General features: G+C 41.8%; 12 protein-coding genes and 1 tRNA gene. 8 read left to right on the top strand and 5 right to left on the bottom strand.

Annotated elements, in window-relative coordinates; translation table 11 throughout:
• Positions 1-115: 115 nt before the first annotated feature.
• The 3 genes from H6G73_RS12125 to gmk all read left to right on the top strand — a co-directional run bounded on the left by H6G73_RS12125 (position 116) and on the right by gmk (position 3,793).
• Positions 116-2,452, top strand: a complete 2,337-nt coding sequence (locus H6G73_RS12125; protein ID WP_190604689.1) for a transglutaminase TgpA family protein — start codon at positions 116-118, stop codon at positions 2,450-2,452.
• A 300-nt stretch (positions 2,453-2,752) separates the two neighbouring features.
• Entirely contained in the window at positions 2,753-3,019 is a 267-nt protein-coding gene (remA, locus tag H6G73_RS12120) for an extracellular matrix/biofilm regulator RemA (protein WP_015127199.1), read from the top strand.
• Between the two features lie 177 nt (positions 3,020-3,196).
• Entirely contained in the window at positions 3,197-3,793 is a 597-nt protein-coding gene (gene gmk, locus H6G73_RS12115; RefSeq protein ID WP_190604687.1) for a guanylate kinase, read from the top strand.
• Between the two features lie 100 nt (positions 3,794-3,893).
• On the opposite strand, the gene H6G73_RS12110 is transcribed toward gmk, so the two are convergent.
• From H6G73_RS12110 to H6G73_RS12100, 3 genes are all read right to left on the bottom strand, one after another.
• A complete protein-coding gene (locus H6G73_RS12110; protein WP_190604685.1) occupies positions 3,894-4,415 on the bottom strand; it encodes a photosystem I reaction center protein subunit XI in 522 nt (173 codons plus the stop codon).
• A gap of 273 nt (positions 4,416-4,688) precedes the next feature.
• Positions 4,689-4,838, bottom strand: coding sequence for a photosystem I reaction center subunit IX (psaJ, locus tag H6G73_RS12105; RefSeq protein ID WP_006276004.1), 150 nt, complete (start codon positions 4,836-4,838; stop codon positions 4,689-4,691).
• A gap of 39 nt (positions 4,839-4,877) precedes the next feature.
• Positions 4,878-5,372, bottom strand: coding sequence for a Photosystem I reaction center subunit III (locus tag H6G73_RS12100; RefSeq protein WP_190604683.1), 495 nt, complete (start codon positions 5,370-5,372; stop codon positions 4,878-4,880).
• Positions 5,373-5,693: 321 nt separating this feature from the next.
• Here H6G73_RS12100 and tsaD point away from each other — a divergent pair, with 321 nt between their 5' ends.
• Complete coding sequence (tsaD, locus tag H6G73_RS12095) at positions 5,694-6,746, top strand: tRNA (adenosine(37)-N6)-threonylcarbamoyltransferase complex transferase subunit TsaD (RefSeq protein ID WP_190604681.1); 1,053 nt, start codon at positions 5,694-5,696, stop codon at positions 6,744-6,746.
• Between the two features lie 60 nt (positions 6,747-6,806).
• Here the strand turns inward: tsaD and H6G73_RS12090 are convergent, their stop codons facing one another.
• Complete coding sequence (locus tag H6G73_RS12090; RefSeq protein ID WP_190604679.1) at positions 6,807-7,718, bottom strand: alpha/beta fold hydrolase; 912 nt, start codon at positions 7,716-7,718, stop codon at positions 6,807-6,809.
• A gap of 93 nt (positions 7,719-7,811) precedes the next feature.
• Entirely contained in the window at positions 7,812-8,531 is a 720-nt protein-coding gene (locus H6G73_RS12085) for a hypothetical protein (protein WP_190604677.1), read from the bottom strand.
• Between the two features lie 707 nt (positions 8,532-9,238).
• Between H6G73_RS12085 and H6G73_RS12080 the strand changes: the two genes are divergently transcribed.
• The 4 genes from H6G73_RS12080 to prmC all read left to right on the top strand — a co-directional run bounded on the left by H6G73_RS12080 (position 9,239) and on the right by prmC (position 12,307).
• The gene (locus H6G73_RS12080; RefSeq protein WP_190604676.1) at positions 9,239-9,766 is read left to right on the top strand and encodes a GNAT family N-acetyltransferase; all 528 of its coding nucleotides are present in this window, start codon (positions 9,239-9,241) and stop codon (positions 9,764-9,766) included.
• Between the two features lie 218 nt (positions 9,767-9,984).
• Positions 9,985-10,058: transfer RNA gene (locus tag H6G73_RS12075), tRNA-Pro, on the top strand.
• A gap of 525 nt (positions 10,059-10,583) precedes the next feature.
• Positions 10,584-11,375: a Tic22 family protein gene (locus H6G73_RS12070; RefSeq protein WP_190604674.1), complete on the top strand. Its 792-nt coding sequence runs from the start codon at positions 10,584-10,586 to the stop codon at positions 11,373-11,375.
• A 32-nt stretch (positions 11,376-11,407) separates the two neighbouring features.
• Entirely contained in the window at positions 11,408-12,307 is a 900-nt protein-coding gene (gene prmC / locus H6G73_RS12065) for a peptide chain release factor N(5)-glutamine methyltransferase (protein WP_190604672.1), read from the top strand.
• The last annotated feature ends 7 nt before the right edge of the window (positions 12,308-12,314 follow it).

The raw sequence follows: 12,314 nt of genomic DNA, 5'->3' as shown, positions 1-12,314 counted from the left end.
ATTGGCAGGAAATATTAGGCTAGGATAGGGACGCTACGGTTGAAGACAAGGTGATTAATTTTCGTCCCTAGCATGGTGTCCGTGTCGTCTACTTCATAGCTTTGCTGACCTGAAGATGTTTAATTTATCCAGGATAAATCGATTGTGGCGTTTACCTGCGGTTGATGATTGGCGGCAAAATTTCCAGAAGTCGCCTTTCAAAGAAGTAGAAGATTCTATTCTTTTACGGGTACTGGTGCTAGCACTGGTAGTTTTGGGAATTGGGGCCACAGATATTGCCAGTGAGTCTAAATTTAGCCTTTGGGCGATTCCCTTCAGTATAGTTGGCACTTTTTGGAGTTATTATAGTCGCCGCAAATCTAACATAGCGGTGAAATTTTGTATTGCCATTGGCATGTTAGCGGCATTGGGAGCTTTTTTTGGCAGGTTTGTAGGGGAGTGGAATGATACGCGGTTGAGTTTGGCAGAATTATTGATTCAACTGCAAGCCCTGCACTGCTTTGATACTCCTAGACGTAAGGACTTGGGCTATTCCATTGTCATTGGGTTAATTTTGTTGGGTGTGGCGGCTACTTTAAGCCAAACTATGGCCTTTGCGCCTGTATTGCTGTTATTTTTAGCGATCGCCCTGCCAACTTTAGTTTTAGACTACCGCTCCCGTTTAGGATTTCAACCTGCCAATAACAAAATATTTACTATCTACAAGTCTTCTAACTTTAACTTTAAATTTTTAATCTTTAATTTTTTGTTGATTGTCGGTCTAGGACTGGCAATTTTTGCTGTTTTACCCCGGTTCCCAGGTTATCAATTACGCCAGTTTCCAGTCAGTACCCCCATTGAAATACGGGGAAGATTTACAGGGCAGAGTATTGTCAATCCTGGTTATGTGCGTCAAGGCAATGGTAATGGCAGGGGTGCAGGTACAGAACAAGTCAATAATGGTGAACCCGGTAAGATAGATAGTGATTTTTACTACGGGTTTAATAGCCAAATTAACCAGAACTTGCGGGGAGAAATGAAACCCAAAGTAGTGATGCGGGTGCGATCGCAAGCAGAGGGTTTTTGGCGAGTTTTAGCCTTTGACCGTTACACAGGTAAGGGATGGGAAATTTCTCGCAACGATGATGTAAGAACCCTCAGACAATCTCCTTGGTCTTACCGCATTCAACTAGATTTACCCCCAATTGCCACTCGGACACAGGAAGTAGTCCAAACATATACAGTGGTTTCTGATTTACCAAACCTGATTCCGGCAATGGCTGATCCGAAAGAGATTTTCTTCCCCACCGCTGTAATTGCTGTGGATCAGGAGAACGGATTGCGATCGCCTGTCCAATTGTCGGAGGGTTTAACCTATACAGTAGTATCCGAAGTACCATTGCGGAATCGAACCCGCCTCAATCAAGCCTCTACTAAGTATTCTGCCACCATCCAAAAACATTATTTACAAATTCCTCCTAGCATTGCCTCCAAGGTCAAGCAGAAAACCGAAGAAATTTTAGCTAACTATCATCGCCAAACCATTTCCCGCTCTCAAGAAAAGAAAAGTCTCAATTCCAATTATGAAAAGGCCCTGTATTTAGCTCAGTATCTTAAACAGAATTACTCCATTCCCGAAAACCCCTTAGACTTGCCATATTTGGGTGAGCAAGAAGATTTAGTAGAAGCCTTTTTATTCAAGCATCAAGGCGGCTATCCCGATCACTTCTCCACAGTGCTAACTATGATGCTGCGTTCCATTGGCATTCCGGCACGGTTGGTAGCTGGCTATGCATCAGGAGAATTTAATCCTTTTACGGGGCTGTATGTAGTCAAAAATACAGATGCCTATGCACTCACAGAAGTGTATTTTCCTAAATACGGTTGGTTTACCTTTGACCCAATTCCCAACCATCCTTTATATCCCCCTTCTGTGGAAGATGTGGAGACCTTTAGTGTGCTGCGCCAATTCTGGAATTGGGTGGCAGGTTGGCTACCTTCCCCAGTGACGGGATTACTCAATTCTGTATTTGGGGCAATATTTGGAGCCATCTTTAGAGCCATATCATGGTTTTTTGCCTTATTTACTCAAGGCTGGTTTGGGATTTTGGCTGGTTTGATGGTGGCTACCGCCCTATCTTTCCTCTCTTGGTTAGGTTGGGTACAGTGGCGACAATGGCTTAATCAACGTTGGCTCAATCAATTACCACCAATGGAACGCCTCTATCAACAAATGCTCCAGTGGACAGCCCAAAAAGGTTTAGGTAAGCATCCAGCCCAGACACCCCTAGAATACGCCCAAGCCTCCTATCACCATCATTCCCTATCTATTGCTCAAGTTATTGACGACATCTGCCAAGCTTATGTGCAGTGGCGTTATGGTGGGCATAATCCGGATTGGCAGGAATTGCAGCATAAATGGGCGGGGTTAAAAATGCAAACTTCCCAGTTCAAGATTAACAAGAGAAAATAGTTTACTTGCAGCACGCTGTGTCGGAAACTTGATCCAGAATGATAGACCAAGGTAACGCTGACATAAGTAAGCTATTTTTTCGCTCTTAGTCTTTTTCCTTAACTTGTCTTACTGTCATTGTGCATATCTCTTAGGGCAGATTTTTCGGAAATTTAGTTGATAAATAGCTAAAAAAGACCAGTTGATAGAAAAAAACACAACCTCACGAGACTTGAATCGTTGTAACTCCGATTCTTTAGGGATAACATGTAAATAAGTTTCTTAACAGCTACTAATAGCTCCTTTAGGGTCAGTTTTGTTATGGAGATTCAACTAATTAACATTGGTTTTGGAAACATTGTTTCTGCTAACCGAGTAGTGGCTATTGTCAGTCCAGAATCTGCGCCCATTAAGCGCATCATTACGGATGCTAGGGACAGAGGTCAACTGGTAGACGCTACCTATGGCCGCCGCACTAGGGCTGTCATTATCACCGATTCTAGTCATGTGATTCTCTCAGCGATTCAACCAGAAACGGTAGCCAATCGCTTTGTGATTTCTCGTGAGCATCAAGTTGTGGACAATTAATTAATTAGAGGTGGGGTTATCAACTCACCCCTATTTGCACCATATCGGCCGTACCATGTGAATTAGACAAGTTTTCTGTCACTAGTGCTACAAAACTCTTTAGTCTGGTGTTGACCTGACAACAGATACAGAACTAAGGAACCATGTCTACCAATTAATTCACAATTTGAACGGATAATGCAAGTTTTACCCATCCCTAGTGGTGCTACTACCCAAGCAAGCCCGCCTCTGGGCAGACTGATTGTTTTAACTGGCCCCAGTGGAGTCGGCAAAGGTACTTTAATGAAGGCGCTGCTACAGCGTCATCAAGAACTGTATTATTCAATTTCTGCTACGACTCGTTCTCCTCGTCCAGGAGAAATAGAAGGCAAAAGCTATTACTTTATCAGTCGGAGCAAGTTTGAACAATTAGTTGCTCAAGGTGAATTTCTGGAATGGGCAGAATTTGCAGGCAACTATTACGGCACTCCCCGTGCTGCTGTGCTTAACCATATTCACTCTGGTAAATTAGTGGTGCTAGAAATTGAATTAGAAGGTGCAAGACAAATCCGCACTTCTTACCCTAGCGCTTTGAATATCTTTATTTTGCCGCCTTCTTTTGCGGAATTAGAAAAAAGAATACGTGGTCGTGGTCAAGATTCAGATGAAGCGATCGCTCGCAGACTCAATCGAGCGGAAGTAGAAATTGCTGCTGCTGAAGAATTTGATATTCAAATAGTTAATGACGATTTTGAAACCGCCCTTGGGCAAATTGAACAAGCTTTATTTAGCTAATTTCAGTGCTAGCTGAATAATACATGCAAGTTGGTAATAGGTAATAAGTAAAAGTCATCAATGATACTTCGTTACCTATTACCCATTACCAAGCAGGAAATTAACCTACTAGACCTTGAATTAGTCCGAAATTACTGGTTAAGAAGAAAGCAACTACTGCTCCACCAATACCACCAATTAAGAAGGCACCAGCAAAGTTGTTCCAGCTTTCTTTGGAATTGAAAGCGTCTACTGGAGGATTAGGTACAGTAACGCTAGCAAGAGCTTTGGGGGGGTTGCTGTTGGCATACAAAGATAAAGCGGCAGTGAGAGTGACAATCAAGCCAACACTCGCCAGTAAACCAGCCAAGTTACCATTGGCTGCATCACGCAATGGCCCTAATTTAGCGAAGGGTCCATAGATAAAGTAACCATGTGCCATGCCAATTTCTAAACCGCGTCTTAAAGGAGTTAAACCTGCGCGATAGGCTGGCAAATTGCCAATGTACCACTTCACCAAGGGAGAAGAGTTCACTGGGGTTTCTAAATTACCTATTTGTGGATCACCTCCAGCAACTGAAACTACTTCCCGGTTTCTGGGGTCGCTGGGGAGATTTTTTGATGCATCTACTGCTTGCGCCATATTTTATGTTCGCCTCTAAATGAGAATGGTGGCATTTTTATTATTAATAATAATTGTCGCTCCAACTGTTTTTTAGTAAGGAAGTTTAGAAAACTTAATTTAATTTTTTTTAGATGTATGAAACTCGCAAGCTGAATCCCAGCCTGACGAGTTTCATACTAGGTGGAAACTGATTTAATTGTGTTAGTTGAATTCCGCAAACTAAGGAATTAAACTACACAATTCTCAATTGACAATTTCCAGAAATTTTGACTTTTCAACCTGAATTTTCTGCTATGGCAGGGGGTGGAAAAGCAAGTCTGGGAAGAAGCGATTAAATTCAATCAGAATGCCTGCGGTGATGGTCAACCAGATGGTAGCAGCCACGGGAGCAGTGCTAATGAACTTAATCAAGTAGCTAGATTGGTCGCTTTTGTCAGCCATGAATTTTATCTCCAAAATCAGTGAATCAGGACAGATTAATTAGCGTGGAGAAACTGTAATTTCATTGTCTTTAGCAGTTAATTCGCCAGAGACAAATTCCTTCAGTGCTGATGCGGGCCAAGCAAAACCAGAGGAAATGATGGGTAGTGCAGTAGCTAAATCAATTTGGATTTCTTTTTGCTCTGTATCAGATCCTTTCTTAATTGCTTGGAGATAGGCACGACCTACCCAACCAATCCAACCAGCGATGTAGAGGAATAGCACGCTGGGAATGAGGAAGTCACCAGCACGATCTAGACGACCATCCACAATCAAGTGGGGATAGCCTTCAGGACCACAGAGGGCTTGAGAGTAGCGCTCAAAGCGTTTTTTGCCTGATTGGGGATCGGCGGTTGTGTTACGAGCATTTTTTGCTAGCTCTTGAAAGGCGGGGGAGTCTTTACAAGGTACAAGGTTAGCTCCTAGTGCATGGGCAGGTGGAGCAAAGTTGAACCACAGACAAATCGCCAAAATCAAAGCAAACAATCGTCTCATGGAGTTGTTTCCTTTTATTACAAAACAAAAAGTTCTGTGTACAAAACGAAGCGGCTTGTACAGTTTTTATTTGCTTAACTAGCAAGTCATCATACTCTTGGCGGGGAATTGAGTAAAGTTTAAGTCAATAAAAGTTAAAGCTTCTCAACCTAGATGAAAGTCTAAGGGTGATCAATTCCCTGTTTAGTTCTGCCCATCGGCTGTGCGGAGTGACAAGTGCTAAGTAAAATTTCTTAATATGGGAAGAAAACCCCATTAATTCAAGCTTAGTCACAGAGTGCCTAAACTCATTCTTTTTGGACTTACCACTCATTACCCCCTATGACAACCGTTTTAGCCATCGAAACTAGTTGTGATGAAACTGCTGTGGCAATTGTCACTAAGCGTCAAGTTGTTAGCAGTATTATTGCTTCACAAATTCCCGTCCATCAGCAGTATGGTGGAGTAGTACCGGAGGTGGCATCGCGCCAACACTTGGAAACGCTGAATCAAGCAATAGCACAAGCCTTGGCGCAAAGCCAGATGAACTGGGGACAGATTGATGGGATCGCCGCTACTTGTGCGCCGGGATTAGTGGGGGCGCTATTAGTAGGGCTAACGGCTGCCAAAACCCTGGCCATGGTGCATAATAAACCCTTTGTGGGAGTTCATCATTTAGAAGGTCATATTCATGCGACCTATTTGAGCGATCGCAATTTAAACCCCCCATTTCTTAGCTTACTGGTTTCAGGCGGACATACAAGCTTGATTTATGTGAAAGACTGTGGTATGTACGAAACCTTGGGCGAAACCCGTGATGATGCAGCGGGAGAAGCGTTTGATAAAGTTGCTAGGTTATTAAAATTGGGTTATCCAGGGGGGCCAGTCATTGATAAATTGGCGCAAACAGGCAACCCCCAAGCCTTTGGATTACCAGAAGGAAAGATTTCTTTACCCAATGGGGGTTTTCATCCCTATGATGCCAGTTTTAGTGGCTTAAAGACGGCGGTATTGAGGTTAGTCCAGCAGTTTGAGCAACAAGGGCAAGGAATACCAGTAGCAGATATAGTAGCTAGCTTTCAAGATACTGTAGCGCGATCGCTCACCAAAAGAGCGATCGCTTGTGCCCTTGATTATGGGTTAGAAACCATTGCTGTGGGAGGAGGTGTTGCTGCTAACAGTGGGCTGAGAAACCACCTTCAAATTGCGGGAGCAAAGCACAATTTGCGAGTCCTCTTTCCACCCATGAAATTCTGCACTGACAACGCCGCTATGATAGGCTGTGCAGCCTCTGAACACCTGTCTCGTGGTCATACATCTCCTTTGACCTTAGGAGTTCATTCGCGCCTACCTTTGACCCAAGTGATGGAATTATATTCTTCTGGTTGCAAATGATCGATTTTGGAGTGGCTTTCATTTATATCTATGGAGTTTCTCCAAAATCCAAAATAACTGTTAATGACCAATCACAATTGACCGAATAAGTTCAGCAACTGTATCCGGCTGTTCTAGCATTGCCAAATGGCCACAATCAGGAATTTCAATCACATTATCGCCAATATATTGAAAAAGCCTATGAAAACTCGCTAAATGACGGACATACTTCGGTTCCATCACTTTATCGTCAGCACCAGCTAAAAAATATACTGGTTGCTTGATCTGCGACACTAATTGAGGTAAGCGATTAACTTCTTCTTCCGTAGTGGAATCTAATAAAGTTCCCAAGGCTGCTTCTGGGTCAGCTACGACAAAATCAATGACCCGTTGTCTTGCCCAATAGCGTTCTAAAGGCCGTGCAACACTTGCTCTGGTAAATAACAAATCAATTAAAGGAACTTGAGACAGCCAGCGAGGACGGACTTGTAAAAATTTCTGCCCTGCTGTACGAAACTGCTCAAATGCTTCCTTCAGGTAAATTCCGCCACCAGAGTTAATACAAATGACACCTTGAATCACTTCTGGCAGTTGAGATGCAGCCCACAGGGCAATAGTCCCTCCCAAGGAGTGGCCGATTAACCAGGCACTAGAAATATTCATTTGTTGGAGGAGAATTCCTAAATCTTGAGCATAGGCTAAAGGCGAATATTGGGAATCTCCAGTTGACCTGGACTCCTGAATTTCTGAAGACAGAGGAGTCAGCACAGGTGTAGCTTGATGAACATGAGATTTAAATACTAATTGAGATTCACCAAAACCACGCAAATCATAAGACAAGCACTGCAAATCAACTGATAGACGAGAAATCACAGGTTGCCAGTATCCACGGCTATTCAGCCAACCGTGGATAAAGACTAAAGCATGGGGGCAAGACGTAGGAGCCGTCAGTTCGTATGCGTGTGGAATGCCTAAGATTTCTATTGTTGCCATACTTATATCGTACCCCTTAGAGTGGGTGCGACTAAATACTCAGGGAGACAAGACAAAATCAAAGTTGGAAATTTGCCATTTTGATTGGGAAACTTAGGATGCAAGTAAACGCTGTCGTACTCCTTCAGCAATTTTGTGACCTAAGTATTCAGGAATGAGGCTTTCATTAGGACCAAGTAAGTAGAGTATCAACCTTGTACGTCCTCGCCATACCAATAAGTTGGCATTGACTACCAGCAGGTCTTCCTGCCAAATAGCGTACATCACTTTATAAAATAATCCAGGCTGATTATCAGCCTCAATCACTAAAGCTGGAAGATGGAAGACTGGGTCAACATAAAATTCTGTCTGTACTTGCTCTAGACCGGCATCTAGGTTAAATTCTACAGCCAGCATTTCCTCTACCTCGAACCGACCACCCAGTGCCTCACGAATCGCACGACAAACATTTTCAGCAGTTTTTTCCGTTAAGGCTTTGCTGCCACGAGACACCAAAAGTTTGATAAAGACTAACATTGGTGGTCGAATTTGACCGTAGAGGCTCAGACCGTGGATGGTTAACCCATAAGCTGCTAACACACCAAAAATATCACTGAGCAAAAAAGACTGGTTACGGTAAGCAAAATGCAGGGCGCTTTTGCTACCCTCCGGTTTTAGTTCTATGACAGCCCGTCTGGTTTTATACAGACGATATGCCAGGCGTAAATTTTGCAGCTGAATTTCGCTGCTGACAAATTGCTCGTAGAATTGCGGGAACGCTCGATTAAAGCGTTTGAGGAGTTCTAGTGTTGAAGATTTTAAACCAGAAGTCATTGTTGGAGGTAAGACTTGCTTGCTGTGTCAAATCTAAAGCTAAAAAGTGCTTAGATCATAGCGGGTTATAGTGGTATGAATTACACTTTGTACCTGAAGAAATAAGAAGTTCATAGGTTCAGGGGTTCAGAAAAAAGAGAAAGCAGTGAGAATAAAGATTTTGTAGCTTCACGTCTCATACCGTTTCTTTGTGTAGCTGCATATATTTACCCCCCAGATTCGCTGTCCCTCCTTGGCAAGAAGGGTGTTATTATGTGCATCTTCAAAAAAAATTGGGATCAGGGGTGGATAACGCTGCTGATGCTTCTGTATGAACGATTGGCAAACCATGGGGAACAAGAGAGGTAGTTTTTCTTTCATTGGTAAACACTGGAGTGAAATAATTTGGCTTTTTCAGGATGATTATGAAATTTCCCCAGATAAAACTCATCAAACCAACACTGGGCCATACTGACACATGCTTATTTCGTTGATTAGTCTGGCTTTGTATTAGTTTTATGGAGGAGTGTCAAAACAAAATGCTAAAGTTGAAAATGGCAGTCCCAATAGGTTTAGGCCAAGGGATGGGGGTGTTGTAGTTCACCCAGTCGTAATTATCCCCGACTAACTGTCAAGTCTGACCTCAAAGGTTGTGCTGATGGAAACTATAAATTTACACTCTCAGAGAGTTGTAATCAATTCAGTTATATTACCCGAACCACGTTGGCATGGGTTTTTGGAAAACTTGGTTTAGTACGTCTGAATCTGTAACGACCAGTAAAACAGGTGCTTTTGAGGAGCACACAGCGATCGCTGGTAGTAACTCTAGTTCGGTCAAAGAACAAATCGTTTTCAGTACGGAACGAGATATTGACCTATATGAACTGGAGGAACTTTGTGATGCTGTTGGTTGGTCGCGTCGTCCTCTGCGAAAAGTGAAAAAAGCCATTGAACATAGCTTTCTCGTTGCTTCCATGTGGCAAGTACGAGGAAATCAAAGGCGGTTAATTGGCTTTGCCCGTGCTACCTCAGATCATGCTTTTAATGCCACTATCTGGGATGTGGTAGTTCATCCAGACTTTCAAGGTAAAGGTCTGGGGAAAGCACTGATGAAATATGTCCTGAAGAAACTCAGAAGTGAAGAGATTAGTAATGTGACTCTTTTCGCTGATCCCCACGTAGTCGATTTTTATCGAGGGATGGGTTTTATGTCTGATCCTGAAGGCATTAAAGGCATGTTTTGGTATCCTCAGTGAGATATATCCATTTCGGGTTGGTTTTCTTGGTTATGAGCAGCGAGTAAATCCCCACAAATCCTATTTGGGGGATTTATAAAATCAGCTTTAACATATTTAAACCCAGGTAGCTCACATTTTTCTTGTGAAAAAAGGGTTTCCAACTAGGCTGAGGTATGATATAATCTATGAGTTGATGTGAAGAAATTATAAAATTCTTCATCAGCCAGTCCAATTTCCGGGATGTAGCGCAGCTTGGTAGCGCGCCTGCTTTGGGAGCAGGATGCCGCAGGTTCAAATCCTGTCATCCCGATTTTAAACAGAAAATAAAAATATTAAGTTTGGGTTTAACCATATGGTAAGACTAAAAGCACAGAAATTCCTGAAGAAGATATCAGGATAGCTGTATTTGCTTTTGTATAGTCTTCATTGCTTGAATATTTACTCAATTTCAGTTGGAACGTTTGATGGAAATCAAGCGTCACCGATGATTAAACTAGGCTATCGGAGAGCATGGGTTTGCTAAAAATCCCAGAAATCATTAGACTTTACAAAAAGAATCCCATAGGTGTTGACAGAATTGTGTCGTAAACAACGAAATTAATAACAAAGAACTTAAGTTAGTGCTGACCGTCACTTGATGAAGGCGATAGTATAGTCAAATTGCATAATGTCGTAATATCGTGTTTTGAAAGTTGATAGTTATTTTCCCAGAGCTATCATAAGTTTTTTATAACTCTGAAGGATTGCTATATCACCAAAGCTGTTTAATGCTTGATAAATCTGAGTTTGTTAATGATTGTTTGAGTTAGTTAAGCTGTTGAAACAAGGAGCGGTCATGAAATTTTTATTGCGCTGGGGCGTAACATTGGGTATTGCAGGTAGTGTCATGTTTGCTGGCATTTCTGGGATGGGAAATTTATCAGCAATGGCATTGCCACAGGAGCAAGTAGTCAAAGCATTACAAGAAGTACCAGTATTTACATTGACTAATAACAAAGGGGAATTTGTTGTACTGTCCACTCAAAAAGAATCAAAGACCCTTTCACAAATAGGATTTTTTATTAGCAAACAAGATGCTCAGAAGTTTTTAGATAATCGTCTGAAAAAAGAAAATCCTCAATTGGCCAATACTCTGGAGATTAGACCTCTTTCTTTAGCAGATTATTATAAATTGGTGCTAGAAAATAAGAAGAAAAAAGACTCCAATGTTGCTTTTACTTTAGTCCCTAACCAACAACAAGTAGAATCAGCGAGAAATTTGCTAACACAAAGTGGTCAACAGGGACAGCAATTTAATGGCATTCCTTTGTTTGTACCCAAATTTAAGAAAGATAATAGCTATTTGACCATCCCTCAAGGAAATGAACGATTTATTCCTTTCTATTTTGATAAGGAACAAGCATTAGCGTTATTGGATGCTTTTAAACAAGCTGTTCCACAGGAAGCCGCAAATACAGAAATTCAGGTAGTGAATCTCTACGGTTTGATTGATACTCTCAATAGTAGTAATGATCCTACTTTGAGTAAGATTTTCTTATTTCCATCACGGGAGTCAATAGAGTTTATTCGGTCTCTGGTTCAGAAGGCACCAGCAAACAATCAAACTCCAGCTGCACCAAAAAAATAAGTAATCAATAATAAGTCATCTATCCCCCTGGTATGAGAGAGAAACAGCAGCTAGTTTCTGGTTTTGAGCTTTGGCAATGGCGACAACAAGCAATTGCCACAGCGATCGCTCATCATATCTCACCAGGGGAGGTAGATTGGCTATTACAGGAAATAGCTGGTCTAGACCGTTTAGCACTGCGGTTGGAGTCGTTTAAAACATGGGAACAAATATCAACGCAGTTATCTATTAATGAATTAAAGCAATTGTGGGAAAAGCGATTAAATGAAAGCTTACCAGTGCAGTATATTGCAGGAGTCACACCTTGGCGGAAGTTTCACTTAGCGGTCTCCAATGCAGTCTTAATTCCCAGACCAGAAACAGAATGTTTAATTGATTTAGCAGTGAATGCTGCCAGTGATGATTTAAAAACAGGACATTGGGCTGATTTAGGTACAGGAAGTGGTGCGATCGCTGTGGGATTAGCAGAAGTGTTTCCCCAAGCTACTATCCACGCTGTTGATTTGAGTGCAGATGCCTTAGCTATTGCCCGAACTAATGCAAAGAATTTAGGTTTTGGGGAAAGAATAAATTTTTATCAAGGTTATTGGTGGCAACCTTTAGAATTTTGGCAAGGTAAGTTTAGTGGTATGGTATCTAATCCACCTTATATTCCCAGTAATACCGTCTTAACTTTACAACCGGAAGTCGTCAATCATGAACCCCATTTAGCCTTAGATGGTGGTGCTGATGGTTTAGATTGTATTCGTCATTTAATAGATGTTTCCACCACTTATTTATATCCCGGTGGAGTGTGGTTAATTGAAATGATGGCGGGACAAGCAGATGCAGTGAAAGAATTATTGGAAAATAATGGTAATTATCAAAATATTTCTATTCATCATGATTTAGAAGGAATAGAACGTTTTGCAGTTGCTTATAAAAAAATTTAGTTTTCTA

This window comes from Richelia sinica FACHB-800 (assembly GCF_014698825.1).
Lineage (GTDB): Bacteria > Cyanobacteriota > Cyanobacteriia > Cyanobacteriales > Nostocaceae > FACHB-800.
Note: the sequence above shows the minus strand (reverse complement) of the source record. Positions and strands in the feature narration are given on the sequence as shown.